The 21,191-nt window shown below is 66.3% G+C and carries 26 protein-coding genes and 2 pseudogenes; 18 read left to right on the forward strand and 10 right to left on the reverse strand.

Going from position 1 to position 21,191, the window contains the following annotated elements:
- Positions 1–253: 253 nt before the first annotated feature.
- A complete protein-coding gene (locus tag J3S20_RS28320; RefSeq protein WP_343215324.1) occupies positions 254–673 on the reverse strand; it encodes a MerR family transcriptional regulator in 420 nt (139 codons plus the stop codon).
- Positions 674–738: 65 nt separating this feature from the next.
- On the opposite strand from J3S20_RS28320, the gene J3S20_RS28325 reads away from it, so the two are divergent.
- Positions 739–1,551: a glutaredoxin family protein gene (locus tag J3S20_RS28325; protein WP_246603367.1), complete on the forward strand. Its 813-nt coding sequence runs from the start codon at positions 739–741 to the stop codon at positions 1,549–1,551.
- A 280-nt stretch (positions 1,552–1,831) separates the two neighbouring features.
- On the opposite strand, the gene J3S20_RS28330 is transcribed toward J3S20_RS28325, so the two are convergent.
- Together J3S20_RS28330 and J3S20_RS28335 are read right to left on the reverse strand one after the other, a co-directional pair.
- On the reverse strand, positions 1,832–2,581 hold the full coding sequence (locus J3S20_RS28330) for a recombinase family protein (protein WP_246603368.1): 750 nt from the start codon (positions 2,579–2,581) through the stop codon (positions 1,832–1,834).
- Positions 2,582–2,791: 210 nt separating this feature from the next.
- The gene (locus J3S20_RS28335) at positions 2,792–3,139 is read right to left on the reverse strand and encodes an H-NS histone family protein (protein WP_216840292.1); all 348 of its coding nucleotides are present in this window, start codon (positions 3,137–3,139) and stop codon (positions 2,792–2,794) included.
- Positions 3,140–3,402: 263 nt separating this feature from the next.
- Between J3S20_RS28335 and J3S20_RS28340 the strand changes: the two genes are divergently transcribed.
- The 6 genes from J3S20_RS28340 to J3S20_RS28365 all read left to right on the forward strand — a co-directional run bounded on the left by J3S20_RS28340 (position 3,403) and on the right by J3S20_RS28365 (position 7,836).
- Positions 3,403–3,639: a hypothetical protein gene (locus J3S20_RS28340; protein WP_216840293.1), complete on the forward strand. Its 237-nt coding sequence runs from the start codon at positions 3,403–3,405 to the stop codon at positions 3,637–3,639.
- Between the two features lie 73 nt (positions 3,640–3,712).
- The gene (locus tag J3S20_RS28345; RefSeq protein ID WP_216840294.1) at positions 3,713–4,024 is read left to right on the forward strand and encodes a HigA family addiction module antitoxin; all 312 of its coding nucleotides are present in this window, start codon (positions 3,713–3,715) and stop codon (positions 4,022–4,024) included.
- Positions 4,025–4,113: 89 nt separating this feature from the next.
- Positions 4,114–5,793 carry an Eco57I restriction-modification methylase domain-containing protein gene (locus tag J3S20_RS28350; RefSeq protein WP_216840295.1) on the forward strand — a complete coding sequence of 560 codons (1,680 nt, stop codon included), beginning with the start codon at positions 4,114–4,116 and terminating at the stop codon, positions 5,791–5,793.
- Between the two features lie 8 nt (positions 5,794–5,801).
- Entirely contained in the window at positions 5,802–6,551 is a 750-nt protein-coding gene (locus tag J3S20_RS28355; RefSeq protein WP_216840296.1) for a PaeR7I family type II restriction endonuclease, read from the forward strand.
- Positions 6,548–7,063, forward strand: a complete 516-nt coding sequence (locus J3S20_RS28360) for an SLATT domain-containing protein (RefSeq protein ID WP_216840297.1) — start codon at positions 6,548–6,550, stop codon at positions 7,061–7,063. Before J3S20_RS28355 ends, J3S20_RS28360 begins: the two co-directional genes overlap by 4 nt.
- Positions 7,063–7,836, forward strand: coding sequence for an SMODS domain-containing nucleotidyltransferase (locus J3S20_RS28365; RefSeq protein WP_216840298.1), 774 nt, complete (start codon positions 7,063–7,065; stop codon positions 7,834–7,836). Before J3S20_RS28360 ends, J3S20_RS28365 begins: the two co-directional genes overlap by 1 nt.
- 78 nt (positions 7,837–7,914) lie before the next feature.
- On the opposite strand, the gene J3S20_RS28370 is transcribed toward J3S20_RS28365, so the two are convergent.
- The gene (locus J3S20_RS28370) at positions 7,915–8,796 is read right to left on the reverse strand and encodes an ImmA/IrrE family metallo-endopeptidase (RefSeq protein WP_216840299.1); all 882 of its coding nucleotides are present in this window, start codon (positions 8,794–8,796) and stop codon (positions 7,915–7,917) included.
- A complete protein-coding gene (locus tag J3S20_RS28375) occupies positions 8,793–9,128 on the reverse strand; it encodes a helix-turn-helix transcriptional regulator (protein ID WP_216840300.1) in 336 nt (111 codons plus the stop codon). Before J3S20_RS28375 ends, J3S20_RS28370 begins: the two co-directional genes overlap by 4 nt.
- Positions 9,129–9,295: 167 nt before the next feature.
- Here J3S20_RS28375 and J3S20_RS28380 point away from each other — a divergent pair, with 167 nt between their 5' ends.
- From J3S20_RS28380 to J3S20_RS28400, 5 genes are all read left to right on the forward strand, one after another.
- Entirely contained in the window at positions 9,296–9,475 is a 180-nt protein-coding gene (locus J3S20_RS28380; protein WP_216840301.1) for a hypothetical protein, read from the forward strand.
- Between the two features lie 18 nt (positions 9,476–9,493).
- A complete protein-coding gene (locus J3S20_RS28385) occupies positions 9,494–9,721 on the forward strand; it encodes a DUF2188 domain-containing protein (protein WP_216840302.1) in 228 nt (75 codons plus the stop codon).
- 5 nt (positions 9,722–9,726) lie between these two features.
- A complete protein-coding gene (locus tag J3S20_RS28390; RefSeq protein ID WP_216840303.1) occupies positions 9,727–10,011 on the forward strand; it encodes a DUF3892 domain-containing protein in 285 nt (94 codons plus the stop codon).
- Positions 10,012–10,021: 10 nt separating this feature from the next.
- Positions 10,022–10,300: a gp58-like family protein gene (locus J3S20_RS28395; protein WP_216840304.1), complete on the forward strand. Its 279-nt coding sequence runs from the start codon at positions 10,022–10,024 to the stop codon at positions 10,298–10,300.
- A 143-nt stretch (positions 10,301–10,443) separates the two neighbouring features.
- Positions 10,444–10,671: a BrnA antitoxin family protein gene (locus J3S20_RS28400; protein ID WP_216840305.1), complete on the forward strand. Its 228-nt coding sequence runs from the start codon at positions 10,444–10,446 to the stop codon at positions 10,669–10,671.
- A gap of 102 nt (positions 10,672–10,773) precedes the next feature.
- Here J3S20_RS28400 and J3S20_RS28405 read toward each other — a convergent pair whose 3' ends face one another.
- The 4 genes and pseudogenes from J3S20_RS28405 to J3S20_RS31330 form a co-directional block, all read right to left on the reverse strand.
- Positions 10,774–10,926: a helix-turn-helix domain-containing protein gene (locus J3S20_RS28405; protein ID WP_216840306.1), complete on the reverse strand. Its 153-nt coding sequence runs from the start codon at positions 10,924–10,926 to the stop codon at positions 10,774–10,776.
- Positions 10,927–11,558: 632 nt separating this feature from the next.
- Entirely contained in the window at positions 11,559–11,963 is a 405-nt protein-coding gene (locus J3S20_RS31325) for a DUF1883 domain-containing protein (RefSeq protein ID WP_216840307.1), read from the reverse strand.
- An 11-nt stretch (positions 11,964–11,974) separates the two neighbouring features.
- Positions 11,975–12,079 (reverse strand): annotated as a pseudogene (locus J3S20_RS28415) (hypothetical protein); the annotation flags it as partial.
- Positions 12,080–12,200: 121 nt separating this feature from the next.
- A pseudogene (locus J3S20_RS31330) lies at positions 12,201–12,350 on the reverse strand (transposase family protein); the annotation flags it as partial.
- A 297-nt stretch (positions 12,351–12,647) separates the two neighbouring features.
- On the opposite strand from J3S20_RS31330, the gene J3S20_RS31015 reads away from it, so the two are divergent.
- The 4 genes from J3S20_RS31015 (at position 12,648) to J3S20_RS28435 (ending at position 15,060) form a co-directional block, all read left to right on the forward strand.
- Complete coding sequence (locus tag J3S20_RS31015) at positions 12,648–12,776, forward strand: hypothetical protein (protein WP_281419648.1); 129 nt, start codon at positions 12,648–12,650, stop codon at positions 12,774–12,776.
- Positions 12,777–13,183: 407 nt separating this feature from the next.
- Positions 13,184–13,819, forward strand: a complete 636-nt coding sequence (locus tag J3S20_RS28425) for an AAA family ATPase (protein WP_216840308.1) — start codon at positions 13,184–13,186, stop codon at positions 13,817–13,819.
- A gap of 25 nt (positions 13,820–13,844) precedes the next feature.
- Complete coding sequence (locus tag J3S20_RS28430) at positions 13,845–14,108, forward strand: hypothetical protein (protein WP_216840309.1); 264 nt, start codon at positions 13,845–13,847, stop codon at positions 14,106–14,108.
- Position 14,109: 1 nt separating this feature from the next.
- Entirely contained in the window at positions 14,110–15,060 is a 951-nt protein-coding gene (locus J3S20_RS28435) for a replication initiator protein A (RefSeq protein WP_343215325.1), read from the forward strand.
- Between the two features lie 1,121 nt (positions 15,061–16,181).
- Here J3S20_RS28435 and J3S20_RS28440 read toward each other — a convergent pair.
- On the reverse strand, positions 16,182–16,877 hold the full coding sequence (locus J3S20_RS28440) for a hypothetical protein (protein ID WP_216840310.1): 696 nt from the start codon (positions 16,875–16,877) through the stop codon (positions 16,182–16,184).
- A 615-nt stretch (positions 16,878–17,492) separates the two neighbouring features.
- On the opposite strand from J3S20_RS28440, the gene J3S20_RS28445 reads away from it, so the two are divergent.
- Together J3S20_RS28445 and mobF are read left to right on the forward strand one after the other, a co-directional pair.
- On the forward strand, positions 17,493–17,783 hold the full coding sequence (locus J3S20_RS28445) for a hypothetical protein (protein WP_216840311.1): 291 nt from the start codon (positions 17,493–17,495) through the stop codon (positions 17,781–17,783).
- Between the two features lie 9 nt (positions 17,784–17,792).
- Positions 17,793–21,128: a MobF family relaxase gene (gene mobF / locus J3S20_RS28450; protein WP_216840312.1), complete on the forward strand. Its 3,336-nt coding sequence runs from the start codon at positions 17,793–17,795 to the stop codon at positions 21,126–21,128.
- Positions 21,129–21,191 lie beyond the last annotated feature (63 nt).

The raw sequence follows: 21,191 nt of genomic DNA on the forward strand, positions 1-21,191 counted from the left end.
GGCCCACCGCGGAGAACCATGGGGCGCCGCCCCAAGGTTCCCCTCGGCATGCGGCCTACAGCGCGGCAGGGCCGCTCCCTCGCAGGGCGCTGCGCACCCCGCTCCCTCGCACCCGGCCTCGCCCTGCCGCATGCCACCCCTCCTTCCCCGGTCTCGCCGACGGGCAGTCGTCGCAGACATTTTCGGCTGGTTGAGAACCTGCGGGATTGATGCTGGAACGGTCGGCAAGGCCCATACGGCCATGCTGCTCGCGTCAAACGTCGAAGGAACTCAGGATAGGACAGGGCCCAGCGCTCCCCTCCGCGCACTCCCTTGCCAGTCGTCGCAGAGCATCTTGGGCGCGCTGGAGGTCAGCTATCTTGGCGTCGAGCGCCTTGATGCGGGTCTTCGCAAGCTCGCGGGCACGACTGCGATCCTCGCCGGCGTCCAGTTCCAGCAACTCCCTGATCTCCTCCAGGGTGAACCCCGCCGCCTGAGCCTGTCGGATGAACCGCAGGCGCCGCACGTCGTCCCGACCGTAGTGTCGAATCCCGCCCCCGCTCGCCGGCGTCCTGAGCAGGTCCCTGCGCTGGTAAAAGCGAATCGTTTCAACGCCCACGTCACCGGCAGCGGCAAGCTCGCCAATGGTCAGCGCCCCGGCCCCTTTAGACCTGTCGACGGAAAGCAATCGCACCCCTTGACTCCGTACCATAGTACGGAATCTATATTTGCGCCGACCGGATTTCAAGGAAACCGAACATGTCGGCCACAACCGTCCTTTCCCCTGCACCGAGCCGCCCCGCAGCGGCTAAAAAAGCGGTCATCCACCGCATGGTGATGCCGCACCACACCTGCCCCTACGGCCTGAAGGCCAAGGACCTGCTGGAGCGGTCCGGTTACGAGGTCGAGGACCACCACCTCACCACGCGCGAGCAGACCGACGCCTTCAAGGCGCAGCACCGCGTGGCGACGACGCCCCAGATCTTCATCGGCGGCGAGCGGATTGGCGGCCACGACGACCTGCGCAGGTTCCTCGGCAAGCCTGTTGCGGATCCGAAGGCGACCAGCTACCGGCCGGTCGTCGCGCTGTTCGCGATGACCGCGCTGATGGCGATGGCAGCAAGTCATGCTGTAACGGGAAGCCCCTTCACCATCCGCGCGGCGGAGTGGTTCATCGGCTTCTCGATGGTCGTGCTGGCGCTGCTGAAGCTCCAGAACATCGAGAGCTTCTCGACGATGTTCCTGAACTATGACCTGCTCGCCAAGCGGTGGGTGCCCTACAGCTACATCTATCCCTTTGCCGAAGGGCTGGCGGGCGTGCTGATGGTCGCGGGAGCGCTCACCTGGCTGTCGGTGCCGATCGCGCTCTTTATCGGCACCATCGGCGCGGCCTCGGTTTTCAAAGCCGTCTACATCGATCGTCGCGAGCTGAAGTGCGCCTGCGTCGGCGGGTCGAGCAATGTGCCCCTCGGGTTCATCTCGCTCACAGAGAACCTGATGATGGTCGCCATGGCGGTGTGGATGGTGCTCGCCGCGTTTGGCCTGTCGGTCGGCGCGGACCACGTGATGTAGCCCGTCGAGCTATGCCCCGCGCAGATTTGAGGAGTTCCCGTGATCGTCGTGCTCGTGCTGCTCGGTCATATGCGGAAGCTGCGCACGCGAGCACGCACTGGGCTCGCTGGAGCCCCCAACTGTCGAGAAGATGGGGTCCTGGATGAGGAAGACGTCTGACCGGTTTGCGCCTGTGGTGCGGCCGCGTGCCGGGCAGCTGGGATGAAACGCTGCGGCGTCTCGCAATCTGCTACGGCCAAGTTGTCGACTACCTTATCCAGCCGAGCTGGTGAGACGCGACCTATGCTTGGCGACACGCATCAACTACCCGCTTCACTTGCATCGGGTGCCAAGCGTGACCGCCGGCTGGCGTCGGCATGCCGCGCGCGGTGAGCGCCGCGGCGAGTTCGCGCAGCGTGGTCGCGCCAGCGCGCCGCGCCGCCTCAACATAGGGCAGCACGTCGGCGGCGCAGGCGCGTGAGACCTGCTGCTTCACCGCCGCCGCTGCGCGCGCCTGGTCGGGCGTGCCGGCGCGCAGGCGCGGGTTGCCGAGCACCACGCCTCGCGCCTTCGCCATGGCCAGCGCCGCGCGCGTGCGCTGGCTGATCAGGCCGGCCTCGAGCTCAGCAACCGCCGCCATCTGGGTGACGAGGAACTTGCCGACTGGACCCGACGGAACGGTCGGCAGGTCGCAAAACACCACGCCCCCCTCGCCGCTCCCTTCGACCACGCCTAGCAGGAAGCGCGCGTTGCGTGCCAAGCGGTCGAGTTTGGCGATCAGCAGCGTGGCGCGCTGCGCTCGGCAGGCGGTGAGCGCGGCGGCGAGTTGCGGCCGGTCGGCCCGCTTGCCGCTTTCGACCTCCTGGAATGCGGCCACGACCGTGCCGCAGGCCAAAGCGACGTGGCGCGCCACCGCCTCGCGCTGGGCGTCGAGGCCAAGCCCGGAGCGCCCCTGCCGTTCGGTGCTGACCCGGTAGTAGGCGACGAAGCGCACCGGCCCGATCGGGGTGAGGGCGAGGCTCTGGACGGTATTCCTAGGATCGGAGGGCATGCTGGAGAGCTTCTACCCCCCACACGGCCGGCTTGTCACGAATCTAAACGAGCGTTTGACGGTCCGTGACAAACTTCAGCAGGGGCTACCGACCTCGAAGGGCGGCTTGGAAGGCTGTGAAGCAGGATCAACCGCCCGCGGCCACAGCGCCGGACGTGTCCGTGGATGCCCGGATGGATGGAGGGCGGCTGTACGCCCCCCCCCCGCCACCTACTTGATCAGGAACTCGTCGCGCTTCCTGCCGGTCGCTTCCTGCGCGACAAGCCAATTTGGCATCCGCCCCCTGCCTGTCCATTCCTCACCGTTTGGCCCCCGGAACTTCGCCGCGACTTTGCTCCGGGTGTCTTGCCGCGTCTTGGGCGTACGTTTCGAAGCACGAGTTTCAACTAGCTCCTCGATAGTCAGCCCCAATTCCTCAGCTCTTCTGGTCATTTCCTCCAGAAGCGCTGCGCGCTCACCTTGAGTCTTTTCCTGCCGCTTTGCCTCAGCCGCATGAATCAGGTCTGTCAACTGCTTTACCGAAAGAGCGTCAAGATCAATGGATGCATTGCTGGCCATTTTTTGCCTCGAAAAAGGGGAGTGACCATGTAAGACATTTTTGGCGTTCTAGGAATCCTGTTTGGTTAGAGGTCAGACACATGTTGTGGAGCCCAGGTGAATTAGCTTTCATGGTAACCGGCCTCAGCTTCGCAATAGGGCCAGCCCCTGCTGGACGCCGTAAAGGAGCAGGCCGAAGCCGGCGGCATCCCATACACCCGCTATATCCGCCACCTAATGGAGCAGGCGGTTTCGCATCCTAGGAAGCAGTAAGCAACATAACGATGACCTGGAATTACCGCATCCTCCAGCATCCCGACGGCACATTCGCGCTGCAGGAAGTCTATTGCGATGAAAGTGGACGGCCCGACCGCTACACGGAGCAGCCCGTCAGTTTCGCCGTCGACGCGGATGAGGGAACAGACTGCCTGGTTGCCGCTCTGGAACTCGCCCTCTGCAACGCTAAGCAGCGACCCGTTCCCGAAGCCTCCTCTATCGGTGGGAATGAGTCGCAAGGATAAGCTTAAGGTTGTGTGACTAGTGATCGTTGTCAGCTATCATGGAGCCTCGAGCCGACACTTTTGAGCTGCGCAAATGAACCCTGGTCGACCCCACCCCGGACACGCCGTCCGCCATGACTGCCTTGAACCGCTCGGCCTCACCGTCACCGAGGCGGCGAAGGTGCTGGGCGTCAGCAGGCAGGCCCTGAACAACCTGGTCAACGGACAGGCGGGCATCTCCGCCGAGATGGCGATCCGCCTCAGCAAAGCTTTCGGCGGCGCACCGGAAACCTGGCTGCACCTCCAGATGGCCCACGACCTGGCACTGGCCCGCAAGCGCGAAGACGCGATCCGCGTCCGCACCATCACCGACGTGCGTAACAGCCGTCAGCCGAGGCTACTGTGAGGGCAAGGGATTCCATCGCCGCCGCGCCGCGCCGCGCCCTTCAGCCGTCGCTGCCCGCCCTCTGCCCCGTTGCCGCCGCTTCCGAGAACATGGCCAGCGGCGGCATCGAGGAACGCGGCGCGATTTTCACCCGCCGCGAAGTGGTGGATTTCATCCTCGATCTGTCCGGCTACACGTCGGACCAGCCATTGCACCGCATGCGGCTGCTCGAACCCTCCTTCGGCGACGGCGACTTTCTGCTGCCTGTCATCGACCGGCTGATGACCGCCTGGCAGGCCTCGCCCGAGCGCGGGCGCGATCCTGTCGCCGCCCTGTCCGACCGCATCCGCGCGGTGGAGCTGCACCGCGTCACCTTCACGGCCACCCGCCTGACCGTTATCGCCCGGCTAACCGGCCACGGGATGGTACCGGCGGCAGCGCGCGACCTGGCCGACTCCTGGCTGATCCAGGGCGACTTCCTGCTGATCGACCTGCCCGGCCGCTTCCACTTCGTTGTCGGCAACCCGCCCTATGTGCGGCAGGAGCAGATCCACGACGCGCTGCTGGCCGCATACCGGGCGCGCTACGCGACCGTGTATGACCGCGCCGACCTCTACATCCCCTTCATCGAGCGATCCCTGACGCAGCTCGAGGAGGGTGGGCAGCTGGGCTTCATCTGCGCCGACCGCTGGATGAAGAACCGCTATGGTGGCCCGCTGCGCCAGCTGGTTGCGGAGCGTTTCCACCTAAAAACCTACGTCGATATGTTCGGCACACCCGCCTTCCACACCGACGTGATCGCCTATCCCGCCATCACCATCATCGCGCGCCCCGCGGCAAAGGGCAGGCCTGGAGGGAAAGAGCGGCGCAAGGCGACCCGCGTTGCCCACCGCCCCGAGATCAGCGCCGCTGGCTTGGCGCAGCTCTCGGCCGACCTGACGGCCCCAAAACTGCCCAAGGACAGCCAGTCCGTCCGCGAGGTCGAAGGCGTCGCCGCCGGATCAGATCCCTGGATACTGGAATCATCGAACCAGCTCGCGCTTGTCCGCCGCTTGGAGATGACATTCCCGCCCCTGGAAGAGGCCGGCTGCAAGGTCGGGATTGGCGTCGCGACCGGCGCGGATCAGGCCTTCATCGGCCTCTTTGACGCGCTCGACGTGGAGCCTGACCGCAAGCTGCCCCTGGTCATGACCCGCGACATTCAAGGCGGCACGGTTCAATGGCGCGGCTTTGGCGTCGTGAACCCGTTCAGGGACGAGGGCGGCCTTGTAAACCTCGACGATTATCCGCGCCTGAAAGCGTATCTCGAAGGGCACAAGGCTGAAATCGCCGGGCGGCACGTCGCGCAGAAAGCACCCGCCAACTGGTATCGCACCATCGACCGCATCTATCCGGCCATCGCCGCGAAGCCGAAGCTGTTGATCCCCGACATCAAGGGCCAGGCGCATATCGTCCATGAGGACGGCCAGCTCTACCCGCACCACAACCTGTATTTCATCACGTCCGACACTTGGGACCTGAAGGCGCTTCAGGCCGTGCTGCTGTCCGGCATCGCCCGCCTGTTCGTTGCCGCCTATTCGACCAAGATGCACGGCGGCTTCCTGCGCTTCCAGGCGCAGTATCTGCGCCGCATCCGCGTCCCGGCTTGGCGCGACGTGCCAGAAGCGACCAGACGCGCCCTGATCGACGCCGCGGCAAGGGACGACCGCGACGCCTGCAACAAGGCAGTTTTTCAGCTCTACGGCCTTACCGCCACCGAGCGCGCCGCCCTTGGCGGCAACGGCGAGTAGGGGACAGCATGGCGCTTGATCTGGTGGATTACGAACGCAAGGCGCGCGACGCGACGATGGCCTTCTGGGGCAACCGGAAGAAGGCGCTCGAGGCCAAGGCCGAAGCTGGCAAGCTTGACCAGGGCGAGCGCGGAGCCGTCACCGCCGGCAACACCATGGACGGCTTCACCGCGCTTATCATCGATCTGGTGGAGGCCAATGGCCTCGCGCATGCCTCCATCTACCGCCACAGGCCGGTGCTGACGCTGCCCGGCTACTTCCGGCCGACGAAGCTATGGGACGTGCTGGTGATCCTCGACGGCCGCCTGATCGCCGCCGTCGAAATGAAAAGCCATGTAGGCCCGTCTTTTGGCAACAACGCGAATAATCGCGCCGAGGAATCCATCGGCACCGCGCATGACTTCTGGACAGCTTACAGAGAAGGGGCTTTCGGACCCCATTCACGTCCCTTCGTCGGCTGGCTTGTGATGGTGGAGGATGCGCCAAAATCGCGCCGGCCAGGAAAGCGCGAAGCTTCGAAGCATTTTCCGGTGTTCCCGGAATTTAAAAACGCCTCCTACCTGCAAAGATACGACCTGCTTTGCCAGCGTCTGGTACGGGAAAACCTCTACACCGCTGCCTGCACCCTGACATCCGAGCGTGCGGCAGTAGCGGGCGGCGCTTACAGCGACATGTCGGAGCTGACGAGCCTGAAAGCGTTTGTGAGTGCGTTCGCCGGGCACATCGCGGCCGAGGCGGCGCGGAGCACCGCCCAATGAGTGAAACAGGCGAAGATCCGTTTGAAAAGATCCGCACCGAAATCCTCCGGATCGAGGAAGACTGCATTCATTCTGGCAAGGCGCATTTCAACGCCGGGGAACGCTGGACCGCCCTTAATTCCTGGCTTGGCGTTCCGTCCGTGATCCTGAGCGCCCTAGCCGGAACGGCTTTCTTTAAGGACTACGCCACGGTTGCTGGCGGCATGTCAGCGATCGTCGCCATCCTCACGTCGCTAATGACATTCCTGAAGCCATCGGAGCGCGGGGCGGCCCATAAGAGCGCCGGCGACCAGTATCTGACGCTACGGAATGACGCCCGCATTTTCCGCGAAATCGAGATCGACCAGGCCGGCGATGCGTCCGCCGCTATCGCCACCCTCGCCACCTTCACCAAGCGCCGCAACGAACTGAATCAGGCCAGCCCACAGTTTTCGAACCGGGACTTTCAGAAGGCAAAGAAAGGCATCGACGCCGGCGAAGCGACGCACGTTGTGGACAAGGACAAGCCCTGATGTCTGTGCTCGGCTATTTGCAGAAGCGCGCCAGTGATGCTGTGTTGTCCGGCGACGAAAAAAACTCGATCACCACTTCAATCTCGACGCTGAAAACCAGGCTCGGATACCATTTTCCGACCGGCCTGAAAGAGCATTTTCGGTTCGGCTCCTCCACGCGCGACACCATCCTGCCGCGCCCGATGGATGAGCATTCCGACATCGATTATATGATCGTGTTCAGTGAAAGCGGATATACGCCACAGACCTACCTGGACCGCGTGAGGCGATTCGTTGAGACCTACTATTCGACCTCGGAAATTAAGCAATCCAGCCCGACTATCGTCTTGCAGCTGAACCACATCAAATTCGATCTGGTCCCCGCATTGCCGGAAGTATGGAGCGGTTATCAGATCCCCAACGGTTCGGGCGGATGGCAGAGTACTAACCCGAACGACTTTAACAAGAGCCTGGAAGCTGCGAACAAGGCCAACCTGTATCTTCTGAAACCGACAATCAGGCTGGCTAAATTCTGGAATGCGAAAGCGGGCTATGTGTTCGATTCATTCTCCTTCGAAAAGTGGATGATGAATCAATCCTACTGTGCTGTTTATAACCAGAGAGATTATCTTTTCACTGTTTTCGACACTCTGACCACGTCGGGCGTAAATGAGCAGTGGCGTCGTGACAAAATCGAACGGGCAAAACAGATCGTTGCTCAGGTCCGAAAGCTTGAAAAAGACGAAATGCCGTTTACCGCAGAAGCAGAAGTCAAAAAGCTGATTCCCGAATAATGGCGGCTGAATCAGCCGACTTCTTCACCGTCGGCCGCAGCGCCGCCAATCCGCCCTCTAGGCTCAGTCCGGAGCAACTCAGGGCCGCTTTCGGAAGGACGGCGGCGCCCAGGCCCGCTCGACTTCCTCCTCCTCTTCAGCCTCTCCTTCGTCGAAGGTCAGGAGCGTCAGCCGAAACCCGCCCTGCTGGCCGAGGGTCTGTTCGCAGAGGGTCCCGCGCGCGCGTTCCAGCCAGTGATCGGCAGCCAACTCGTGCCAGGCCGACACCTGCTCGGCCGCGAGCGTTGCACGGCTGGCAACTGAAGCGGGCGGCAGCGGATGACCAGCCGCCACGCTGAAGCGCGGAAAGTCAGATCCCCGATAGGCCCGCTGGAAGATTCCATCTCTGGAAACGACGACGGCAATGGCGTCGTCATGCAGATCGGCGCAGCGGCGCGCACAAGCTTCCTTGCTCACGTCGTAGCGGTCGGCCAGCTCGACGATGTGCGAGACCTCGAAATGCCGGCGCGCCCGCAGGTCCGCGCGAAACGGCGCGGACGGCATCAGGACGCCGGCCGCGAAGCGATTGGCCTGAGCTTCCATTTCGACATAGCGGTCGCCGCCCGGCTGGGTGCGGAAAACCGCCATGTCCTTCTTCGAGCACCGGAAGGCCTCGCCATTGCGCGGCGTGTGCCAGGGCAGCAGGAAATGGCCCAACTCATGGGCGATGGTGAACCGCCGCCGCCGCCAGCCGGCAGCCTTGTTCACCAGGATCGTCCCGCTGCTGCGGTCGGCGAACATCATCAGCCCGCCCTCGAAGCCTTCAGTTTCGAGGGTCTCGATCGCGGCGATGTCGAGCGCCGCCGCCCAGTCCTCGATCGGCACCGCGATCGGGAATGCGCCGGCCTGTAGCTTCTCGATCTCCGCCAGCATCGCTTCCGGCGTGGCGCAGTCCGCCAGGTCCATCCGGCTGAAATTCATCCGTCGCCTTCCCTCACCTTTTTCATCGCGCGGATGGTGGAGCGCAGGACGGCGCGGTCCCCCGTGGTCAGGCCCTTCAGGTCCCGGAACAGCGCGACAAGCTCAGGGTCTTCCTGCGGCGCGCCAGGGTCTTCGCCGATCAGCTGCGCGACCGATACCCGGAAATGCTCCGCCAGCTTGGTCAGCAGATCGACCGAGGGATTTTTGCTCTTTCCGGTTTCCAGTTCCCAGACATGGGCCTTCGACGCCTTCACGGCGTCGGCGACATCCTGAAGGGACTGTCCGCTCTTCAGCCGAAGCTCCTTGAGGCGTTGGGCGAGTGTGACGGGCAAGAAGTTCTCTCTTTGTTCTGGTTTTGCTGCCCTTCGAGGGTAACTGGCGTGTCCCGTACGGTCAATCAGACGAATTCGTCAGGCGGATGGTTGCGCAGCCGTGGCGGACGACTTATATGCACATCATCGTCTGATTGATCCGACGGCAACAGCAGAAGATTTTCATCATGGCCACCCCCACCACGCGCGCCCGGCTCACGGCTGAGCTGGCCGCGCAGATCAAGAAGCTCGCCGCCACGACGAGCTTCTTCCAGCACGAGATCGCTGCCGCGCTCGGGCTGAACCAGGGCCGCGTCTCCGAGGTGCTCTCCGGCAAGCGGTTCCCCTCCGTCCCGCCGGCGCGCTGACGAACAAGGAGAACCAGCATGAGCAAGAAGAAGGACATTCACGTGGTCCCCCATGACGGTGGGTGGGCCACGCGGCGCGAAGGGGCGGAGCGCGTCAGCTCGCGCCACGACACGCAGCGCCAGGCCATCGAGCAGGCCCGCGAATGGGGTCGGCGCGACCAGGTCGAAGTCGTGACCCATCGGCCGGACGGCCGCATCCGCGACAGTGACTCCTATGGCAACGATCCGTTTCCGCCGAAGGGATAACCATCATGGCCGACTACCGCATCGACTGCATCCACAAGCCCGACCGCAACAGCCCGCACGAGAGGATCACGCATGCGGGCGGCCCCAAGCCTGACGGGCAGGGCCGCTGGCAGGACACGGTTCCGAATATCGCGGCCTTCATCGAAGCCAAGACCCATCGGTTTTACGTGCAGGAGGGAAACACCAGGGTCTGGGTCGGCGTCAGGACCAGCAGAGCCGGCAACAAGTTCATCCAGACCTACGCCAACGACAAATGGGCAGACAACCTGCTCGCGCAGCAGGAATGCTAGGAACCGCCCGATGATCAAGATAACAGGCCTCGACAAGCTTCAGCGCGAGCTGAAGGACGCGCAGCGCGCTTTCCAGTCCCTCGACGGCACGATTGCGACGCTGCAATTCGACCCCCACGATCCGGCCAGCGTCCAGGGTGCGATCCGGCAGATGGAATCCGCCATCGACAGCAAAACCGCTCCGTACCGCAACAACGCCATGGTGATGCAGATAGCCGGCGGCATGAAGGACGCGTACCGGAAGGCGATCCGTGAAAAGGCGCAGGAGGCCAGGAAGCCGGTTTCCTGATGCCGCCGAATCGGTAAACGGCGCGCCGACTTCCGTGCCGTTTATCAAGATAGGAAATAAAGTGTAAACAAATAATACCGCATAATGAAGTCTTGTTATTTAAATCAGGTTTTATTGTGCCGGACTATAATGCGCCAGATGCTTTGCCTGAATTCGCCGCCGCTGCGACGCCGGCGAAGCGACCGGCGCAGGCCACTATTACCATGCAGATCGACGCCGACGTTGTGTCGTGGTTCCAGCAGAACCAGCCAGACGGCATGACCTGGCAGCAGGACATGAACAGCGTCCTGCGCTTCTACATGGACAGCCTTCAGGCGATGGAGCGCGACGCGCCTCAGCCCGACGCCGCGCCCGACTATATCCCGTTCTGACCTGCACAGGCTCACACGCGCCGCGCAGCGGTGCGCGTGACCTTCGACCCCCTTGGAGGGGGTGTAAGTCCAATACGGGGGTTTCTACCCCTTCAGCGCCCGCTACAGCGTTTTTTCATCAACGCCGAGCAGCGCCGCCGCGCCTGCCCGTGTTTCCTGTCCCGTCTCGATCAGCCCGCGCGCATGCGTCACCTGGTGCGGCGTCAGTTTGCGCGGCCGTCCGACCTGGACGCCGCGCCGCTTCGCCGCCGTCATGCCGGCGCGGGCCCTCCCCTCCCCCTGCCCCGTTGAACGCACAAGCATGCGCGGTTGGTCGCCGATGGCACGCCGTTGTTGACCTACGCATCAGGCCGGGGCCGGACGCGCGACGGCGAATTCGAGCCTCTGCAGCCTGTGACGGGGTTCCGAAATAGGGCGGAGTACTCTGGCGGGACCTCCAACGGGTACGATTCCAGCGGCTGTTGGCCAATGCGGCAAGCCTCGTGTCACCCGCGGTAAAAAGGGACTTATCGCGGGTGATGAAGTGGCGGACCTCACTGCGGTTGCCAGGACGGCCAGGCTGTGAATGGAGCCTGGCCACAGCTCTCCGCAGCGGGGCCGGGGGGGACGCCCGATGTCGTTCAGATCGGTACCAGAGTTGACTGCAAGCTCCGGCTCCCCCTTTAACGAGCGGACGTTGGCTCGGCATGGGGCGCACTGAAGGGTGTGCGCCTTAAGGCTTTCTCCTCCGGAAAGGGGCTACTCCATGCGCCCTTTGACGCTGTCGTCTTTTTGAGCGCCGCGGCCTGCTTGTGGCTCGGCGGCGTCAGTTGGACACGGTCTATTAGATCGCGTCTGTATATCGGAGTGATTGCTTTACGATACCGGTAGGATCCTTGTCGCTGGGCTTAGGCCGGCCTCGGCCACGTTGCTTGCGGGCCGCTGCTGCCCGCCGAGGTGCTCCTGATCTCGGCTTTGTAGAGGTGGCGGGTTCCGGACGGCGGCTGAGATGTCGGCCGGGTATCCGGTTCCGTCGGCGATTGCCCGTTAGACGGGGCTGAGCACGCGGATGCTGTGGCAAATTGTCGCCGAACCGCTGGCCAGGTCGAGGTGACGTTCCACCACCCGCTGTGTGGCATGGCGACCCGCGCCGGCAGACGGCGGTAGAAGCCGCCATGGTAGCTATAGCGGCGCCCCGAACGGAGTGCGGCGAAGTCAGCGTCCCCCATCACCTGGACGTTGCACTTGTGGTCGCAGTCGACCACCACCACGGCGCCGACCTCCATGTACTCGCGGTGGTGCAGGAATTGCATGGCCGTCTCCCTCAGCCCTTCGGGGGATTCGGGTCGCGACCGTGACTGTCACTGCCGGCAATCCGGCCGTCGCGGTTGTGGATGCGCAGCTTGGTGCCGGCGTTGCGGGAGATCTCCCGACCGCGGTCGGCACTTCAGGTCGCCCAGCCGTTTTGTTCGGCGTGCTGTGGCAGGCGCCGTGCCGAGCAGGCGTTCCGCGAAAGTCTGCCAGGAGCAGGCAGGGTTCAAGCAGCGGAAGCGGCGCGCCTGGACCAGCAACGACACCGGGCGGCCCTGCCAAGGCAGATCGGACAGCGGACGAACATATCGGCTGTGGATCCGCTCGGAGATCGTCGCGCAGTCAGGGCAGGAAGCGGACGGCTGGCGCGGGCTGGTGATGATGTCGATCTAATCAGGCTTCGGTAGAACACGGTCGACCATCAGGCCGGCCGGGATCATCGGCAGAAGGCGCTTGGACAAGGACAGCTTCCGATATGAAGCAATGTCCGTCTCATGTGCTCATCCAGACCCTGAACGGCGACCCGCAGCACGGGAAATGCCGGAGAACCCAACATTCATGGACACAGCCAGGTCCCCCCGTCGAAGTGCCGGCCGGCGCGTTGATGGGGCGCCCGACTTGCTGCTGGACATACGCGCCGGCATCGCGCGCGGGCCGTCATATGGTTTGGTGAGGAGAGCGTCGAAATGACGTTAGTTGCCGACGCCTACGACTTCACGGCCTCGCTGATCCTGCTCGGCGACGCGGCGGACCGGCCGGTCAGCGAAGAGGATGAGGATGCGATGCTGTTCCCTGTGGTCAGGCGGCTCCGCTAACCCATCGGCTGCATGGTCAGGGCTAACCCGGAGCAGGCGCTCCTGATGCACAAACACCCCCTAAACGAGTGCCTTTCGATATACAACCGATGTCGCTTTGGATGCGCAAGGGCTCACGCGCCGCTGCGGCGATGAGGCAGTTGCAGGATCACCGCTACGATAGACGGAAGGCGTGGAGAAGGGCTCCGCGGCAGGAAGTTCGCGAATAATAGTGGCCCGTGCCGCCGGGGCATTCCTCGACCAAGGGGTGGCGTTGCGGCGGTGTTTAAGCGTGGTGCGAGCGGGCCTATAGCCCCTCCCCTCCCCTCCTCGTCTCACGCACATCGCTTAAGCCGCGCTTCGCGGTGTATATCGCACTGAGGGCGAATCGCCGTTATGCTGCGCGCGGCGCGATATCGGAGCGGAACATGATCCTCGTCGTCGGCAACACCAAGGGCGGGGTCGGCAAGACCACCCTCGCGGTCAACCTAGCGATCGCGCGCGCCCTCGCCGGCCGCGACGTGCTGCTGGTGGACGGCGACGAGCAGGCGACCGCCATCGGCTTCACCGAGCTCCGCACCGAAAAACTCGGCGCGCCCGGCTATACCGCCGTCTCCCTGCAGGGCGCAGCCATCCGCACCCAAACCCGGCAGCTTGCCCCGAAGTACGCGGATGTGGTGATCGACGTCGGCGGCCGGGATACCGGCAGCCTGCGCGCGGCCCTCACCGTCGCCGACACGGTGCTGATCCCGGTGCAGCCACGCAGCTTCGATCTCTGGGCGATCGACAACATCGCGGCCCTGGTGCGGGAGGCCCGGGAGATCAACGACCGGCTCCGCGCCGTCGTGGTGCTCAACGCTGCCGACGCGCAGGGCGCCGACAACGACGCCGCCGCCGATGCGCTCAGGGAGACAGACGGGCTCGAGTACCTCCTGACCCTGATCGGCCGCTGCAAGGCCTTCCCGAACGCCGCTGCCGCCGGCCGCTCGGTGCTGGAGCTGACGCTGCGCGACGCGAAGGCTGCACAGGAGCTTGCGGCCGTGGTCAAAGCAGTGTTTGTATAGCGTAGCGAGATCGGAGCGACATCGGATGGCCATCGCACGTAGGCCGAACAGCAATCGCCCCCCAGCCCCACCGGCCGCTCAGGAGCGGGCGGCGGAGGCGTTCATTCAGGGCGCGGCGAAGGCCGCTGCGGCTGACTCGGAGCCGGGCGCGCGCAAGACGCCGATCATGCTCCGCTTTGACGCCACGCTGCTGCGGCGCGTCGATAGCGCGGCGAAGCGCCGCGGCATCAGCCGAAGCGCCTGGATCGCTTTCAAGGTGAGCGAGGCGCTTGACGCGGAGGAGGCCTGACGTGGTGGCGCCGGGGAAGGCTCCTGCGAAGGCCGACCGCGCCGCACCTCGCGGCGAGAGCCAGCTCGATCTCTTCGCGGCGCTGCCCGGCGACCTGCCGACCCACGACCAGATGGAGATGATGGAGCGGCCCTTTTTCAGCCTCTCCAAGGGTAAGCGCACCGAACCCATCGACTACTGCGTCCGCAACGGCACCACTGAGATTCGCGTCCGGGTCACCGCCAATGCCGAGACCGGTATGGCCACCATCTGGGATGCAGACATCCTTATCTGGGCGGCAAGCCAGGTTCGCGAGGCGATGACTCGCGGCGTGCCCACCTCGCGCCGCTTCCGCGTCAGCCTCTATGAGCTGCTCCGCGCAATTGGCCGGCCGACTGGTGGGGCGGAGTATGGCCGCATCGTCGAGGCGCTGCGGCGCCTCAAGGGCACCGTCATTGAGACGACGATCCGCCAGAAGGGGACGCGACCCCAGGGCTTCGGCTGGATCGAGGAGTGGTCGGCGCCGACCGACGAGGAGGGGCGGTCGCTTGGCATTGAGTTCACTATCGCAGAATGGCTCTACCAGGGCATCTGCGACGACAAGCTCGTGCTCTCCATCGACCGCGAGTACTTCGCCCTTACCGGCGGGATAGAGCGATGGCTCTACCGCGTGGTGCGCAAGCACGGCGGCCACCAGGGCGGCGGCTGGGGCTTCACGATGGCCCAGCTCCACCACAAGTCGGGCTCGACGCGCCGGCTCGCCGACTTCGCGAAAGACGTGCGCAAGGTTGTCGAGCGGCAGCGCCTCCCGGGCTATTGGCTGGAACTTTACCGCACAGAAGGCAGCGAGGAGGCCTTGCGCTTCTCGGCGCGCGCCCTGCTGCCGACCGACCATCCCGGCTACGCGCCGAAGCGCCTGCCGCGGCTGCGCGTAGCCGCACGGCGCGAGCCCGGGACGACGGCGCCCGAGTAACCCTGCGCAGGGTGCGATAGCCCGATAGGACAGGCGGCGGCGACGGCCACGGAGCCAGAAAGGCCCGGGTGGGGCGCGATAGCCCGATAAAAAGGGGCCGGATGGTCCACTGCTGTTCCGAATTACGTCGGGGAGCGCCTGCATATCGGGCGATCACGCCCCGGAACGGGGGTTTGGACCGTCTTGCGAACCAATCCCGCTCAACCAGAAACCCTGCGGCCGCGAACATCGGGCTATCACGCCCCGGAACAGAGCAACTACCGGGTTCCGAACTTGTGGACAGTCGAAAGGCAGAGCTGTGAGTCATATCGGGCGATCACGCCCCCGCGACGACGGGCTATCGCGCCCGCCTTGCCCGGGCTTTCACGCCCCGAGTCTCGGCAGAAAACTCAGCCAGGTCAAAGGGATCGGGAGTCCGTAATATCCTTAATCCTACTTACGTAGACTCTCTTTAAGGAAAGCCGCCTGTGGATAACTGACGCCGGCTGCACTCGGCCCGAAGGAAGAGGCTTAGGAAGGGGTGCCAGTGAGACGGGCAAGCTACCGACCAGCAGGTGCGATCCAGAGGGGCGGGAGAGTACAGGCCCGACCGCCGCCATAATCATAGGCGGTCCGCTCGCAGTGCCGGCGGAGAGCGGCAGCGTCGTTCAACTCAGCGACCGAGGCGAGGAAGGAGGCACCCGCTGTCCCCGCGGCCCTCACTGTGCCGTCCCAGCGCCCGACGCCATAGCCCCCACCGAGCAGCAGCAGGGCAGCCAGGCCAAGGAAGGCCGACGTCCGCAGGTCGATCCTCCGGGCCAGGGACGCCATTTCCCGCTCGGCCCCGGCAGCGGCGGCCTCAGTCACCTTCCGAACCAAATCGCGCTCGCCGTCCGGCGTCAGTCCCCGCGCGCCGCCCGCGGCCTCTCGGGCTGCCGAGGCTGCCTCAAAGGTCGCCAGCAGGGCAGCGCGCAGCGGGCTGTCAGGGCGCATGCCTGCCCGCTCGCACCAGCCACGGACGTCGTCAGGCGTAGGCACTGGTGGGGCAAGGGAGGGAGCCACTGCCATCACGGCAGCCAGGCAGCTGCGCCGGCATCGGCGCGTCGCTTCTCGAGGTCGGCCAGCCAGTCCTCGACCATGAACTACTCTACAGGGTCGAGCGGGTTGGTGCCGTCGCCGGCCGCCGCGGCGTAGAGACCGAGGCCACGCTGGCGCAGTAGGTCCATACAGGCGAGGCGGTGCATCAGGACCGGCACCGCGCCTCCGTCATCGACCATCTCACGGAACCCGGGATGCTCCAGCGTGCGCTCGAAGGCGCCGATGACGGTGCGGCCCTCGCGGATGACGCCCTCGTTCAGCACGAGCAGCGTCCGCTTCGGCCGGAAGTAACCCGACTCCCAGATCGACAGCACATGCCGCAGGTCCTCTTCCTCCGGGCCGAGAAAGTAGAGGGCGAGGGGCTCAATCCCGCGCCGGTCGCAGAACTCCACGAGGCGCAGGTCCCGGCCGTACTCCTGCAGCACCCGATCGCCGCCGCCGAGGTCAAGCACCGCCGAGCGGCGCTCCTTCACCATCCGGTTCAGCACGCTCGTCAGCCAGGCCTTTACGTCAGGCAACTCCTCGGTCGGCGGATGCGTCGCGCCGTCGAACATGCCGGCGAGGGTGCGGCTCCGCGGGTCGCCGTCCGCCACGATCACCTCGCGGCCGGCGTTGCGCGCCCGCCAGACGAGCTCCGCCAGCCCGGTGGACTTGCCGCCGAAGCCGCGTCCGAGCCCGACCGCGAGAACCATCCCCGACGTCGGCTCGCCGGCCGGGCTGGCGCCATTCCCTTTACCCATCTGATTTCCTTCCACTACGCGCGTTCATCTCCGCCCTCAGCCTCGCCAAGGCGGCACCCGGGCCCGAAAGCGGCTCGGTCAGGCTTTGTGGTGGCGGCGTCGGTGCCGGCCTGGACACAGGCATCACCGCCGGCTTCGGGGGCTTTTCGGCGGCTCGCTTCTCCCTGAAAGCGACTACGTCCCGCCTTACCCGCCACCAGGTGTGGCGCACCGTCTCCGGCGCGATCGGCCCACCATCCGAGGCAGTCATGCCGAGGCGCGCAAAGCCCTCGGCGAGCGTGCGCCACTCCGGCCTCGTCTCCTCGAGAAGGGACGCGAAGGTTTCGTGCCGGGCCCGGAGCCAGCGGTACAGCGGTGAGCGTGTGATACCGGGCTTGGCCCTCGCGAGCTCCGCCAGCTGCTGCATCTCGGTGTCGGATCGCTTTGGCCTCATGGACACTCAGCATGCGCGAGAGCGATCGCAACGACACACGCGAGACGTGTAACTCCCGTGGATGTGAATCGCGCCAGTCGTGGAGGCAGGTGTGTGATGTCCGTGGACAGAAACAACCATAGCAGACCAAGGCATTGACCAATGCGGTTGGCGCCTTCAGCGCAAGGCAGCGGAGGAGCACCATGGCAGCGACAGCCCACGACGATGACCGCCTCGCGCGCCTCGAAGAGACACAGGACGCCCTGGTGCGCGGCGTGGCCCAAATGAACGAGACGCTCGCCACGCACACGGCCATGCTGGAGCGGATCCTGCTGGCGGCAGCCGACGAGGCGCCCGGAGGCGGCGACCTGGCCGAGGCGCTGCGCGACATTGCAACAGCGCTGGCCGCGCAAGAGGCGGTCCTGGCACGGTTGGATGCACGGCTCGGCGTATTGCCCGGTCAGATCGCCGAAGCCGTCGCCACGGCGACCTGAGCGCCCGCCGTGCTCACCTACTCCACCATCGCCGGCGGCCAGCCCGCGAACACGGCGGCGATGACGAACCACCTCCTGACCCAGACGCTGCCGCGCGAGGTGGCTGACCTTGCGCGCTACTACACGCGGGGCATGGAATGGGGCTCGGCCGAGGATCGCGCCGTGGCCAACTTGGCCGAGGGTGTAAGTAAAGAGCAGCTTTCGTATAGCGAAGCGATATCGGAGTTGATGCTCCGGCATGCCGACCGGGGCGCCAACCCTGATGACGAGGAAGCACGGCTCAGCGAGCGCCTCGCGCTGGCCTTGGAGCGGCGCGACTTCGAGGCGGCCTACGGGCCGGCCGTGGCGGAGCCGCGCCGGGACATGCACCCCCTCGTCTCGCGTGGCCTCAGGCTGGATCCGGACCGCGGCGTGAGGCGGGAGGAGATCAACGCGCTGCTTGCCGGCCGCCGCGCCGACGGGGAGGAGATCGAGGGCAAGCGCTACGCATCGGCGCGGCAGGTCACGGACCGGCGCACGGGCGAAGTGAAGGATCTCACCCCAATCGGCTCCGTCGACTTCTGCCTTACCCCAGACAAGTCCGTTTCGGTCGCCTGGGCCTTTGCCCGGCCCACCGAGCAGGCCTCGATCTACGTTGCGCACCGCGACGCCGCGGCCGAGGCACTGGCCGTCATCGAGGGGCGTATCGGGCAGGCCAGGAAGGGCAACGGGGGCCGAGACGGCGCCGACCCTGGCCACATCGCCTGGATCGCCTTCGACCACTACACTTCGCGGCCGACCCTCTGGACCTCCCGGCAGGAGGATGGCCGGACCGTCACCGAGAGCGTGGCCGTGCAGGTCGCCGGCGACCCGGACCTGCACACCCACTTCACCGTGCCGAACGCGGTGTTCTGCGAGAACGGCCGTGTCGGCTCGCTCGACCTCGACCGGCTCGATGGACTGATCAAGGAGGCTGGCGCTCTCTACCAGGCGCATCTCGCCGCAAACCTCCGCCGGCTGGGCGCGGAAGTGGTGCTGGACGACCGCACTGGCATGGCGCGCCTCGCGGCGATCCCTGACCACGTCCGGGACCACTTCTCGAAGCGCACCCTCGGCGGCGAGGAGGCGGCGCGGGCCTTCGCAAAGACCCTCGGCCTGGACTGGGACGCCCTGCCGCCGGAGCGCCGCACAGGCCTTCTGAAGGCCGGCGTGCAGGGGATGCCAGCCGGGCTCGATGTCGAAACCCGCGCGAAGCTCAAGAAGGACGACGTGGCGAACTTTGCCGACTGGCGTCGTCAGGCGGGCGAGCTCGGCTGGGAGTATGGCGGCATCGAGGGGCCGCCCCGGGAGGGACCAGCCGCGACCCGCGAGGAGCGCCTCGCGCAGGCCTACGAAGCGGCGCTGCCCTGGCTGGAGCGGGAGCTCGACCGCCGCGCCGTCGTCTCCGGGGCCGACGCGCGGACGGCCGCGACCCGCGGCCTCATTGCCGCCGGCATCGAGGAGACTGCCGACGTCGGCCGGGTGACCGCGCTGTTCCGGAGCGAAGGTGTCCGCCAGTACGGCGAGGCGACGGCGCTGGTCTGGGGCCGGGCCGGTGAGCGCGGCGAGGTCGGCATCACCACGGCTCTGCACGCTTCTGACGAGGTGGAGTTCATTCGGCTTGCCCGCAGCGCCGCTGCCGACCGTCGCGGTGCGCTCGGGGCAGGCGAGATCGCCGCCGCGGCCGAGCACGCCGGCCTCACCTTCGAGGGCGAGCACGGGGCGGCGCAGCGGCGCGCCATGCACTGCCTCGGCGAGGGCGGCCGGTTCGGCGTCGTGGTCGGGGCGTCCGGCAGCGGCAAGACCACGCTGCTTCAGCCCCTCGTGGCCGCCTGGACGGGGCAGGGGCGGGCGGTTCACGGCGTGGCGCTGGCCTGGCGGCAGGCCGACGACTTGGCCGACGCCGGCATCCCGCGCGGCAACGTTCGTGCGCTCAGCGTCTTCCTTGAGGCCGCAAAGGCGGACGGCATCGTACTCGACCGACGCTCCGTGGTGGTGGTGGACGAGCTCGGCCTGCTCGGCACCCGGCAGGGGCTCGAGCTGCTGCGTCTCCAGGAGGCCCGCGGCTTCCGCCTCGCCATGCTCGGCGACGATCGCCAGTGTCAGGCGATCGAGGCGGGGCCGATCGTCGACCTCGTCCGCCGCGCGCTCGGGCCCGAGGCGGTGCCGGAGATCCTCACCACGGTCCGGCAGCGGGCCGAGCGGGAGCGCGAGATCGCCGGTCACTGGCGCGAGGGCCGCGCGGCCGAGGCCCTTGCCATGAAGCGGGAGGATGGCACGGCCGAACTGGTGCCGGGCGGCACCCGCGAGGCGGTAGAGCGCGTCGCGGCCCTCGTCGGTGAGCGGCTCCGGGCGAATGCCGGCGACCCGGCCTACACGCTCACCGTCTCGGCGCCGACGAACGCCGACGCGCACCGGCTGGGGGTTGCCATCCGTGAGGTGCGGCGCGGCCTCGGACAGATCGGGGAGGATCAGGTCCGTGTGGGAGCCGCCGATCGCGATGGGAACGCCTACGAGATGGCGCTCGCTCCCGGCGACCGGGTGCGGCTCTTCGCCAGCACCCGGGCGGAAGGGGAGGGGGGCAGCATTGGCCGCAACGGCTCGGTGCTCACCGTGCTCTCGGCCGACGCAAAAGGAATGCTCATGCGGAACGCCTCCGGCCGCGAGGGGCGGGTGGCCTGGTCCACCCTCGCCGACCGCGGCACGGGACGGGTGCGGCTGGCCTACGGCGAGGTGATGACCACCCACACCGCGCAGGGCTCGACGGCGACCGAGCACATCCACGCCCTGCCGGCCGGCACAAAGGCGGTAACGGGCTTCGCGGCCTATGCCTCGGGCACGCGGCACCGCCGGACCTCCTGGCTGCTCGTCTCGGCTGGGGCGGAGCACGCCGAGGTGGTGCGACGCCGGCCGCTGAACGATGTTCGGCCGGTGGCCGAGGCCGACGCCTGGGCGAACGCGGCCCGCAACCTTGGCCGCCAGCCGCGGCAGGAGGGCGCGCTGGAGTTCCTCGCCCGCGCCGGCGAGGTCCGCCGCGGTGCCGCAAGGGCGCTGCGAGAGGGTGTGCGCCCCGCGGAACGGCGGGCGGAAATGGGGCTGCCAGAGACGACGCTCGGCGAGCGGCTGGCGCGGAACCGGCGCGACCGGATGGCGGCGCCACTGGTCGGGCGGCTGGCCGAGGCCGTCCGCGTCCAAGGGTCGCTCGTCGAGCGCCTCTCGCGCTTCGGTGCGGAGGTCACGGCGGCAGTGCGGGAGCGCTTCGCGCGGCTGCGCTCCTCGGCTCCGGACCGCGGCCATGAGGAGCGTTCCATGTCCTTGGATCGATGACCCAATGGCGTTGCAACATAACCAGTGCGCTGACCTTTGCGGCAGCAGCCTTGCCCGCCTGAC

The organism is Falsiroseomonas tokyonensis (assembly GCF_019024325.1).
Taxonomy (GTDB): Bacteria; Pseudomonadota; Alphaproteobacteria; order Acetobacterales; family Acetobacteraceae; genus Falsiroseomonas; species Falsiroseomonas tokyonensis.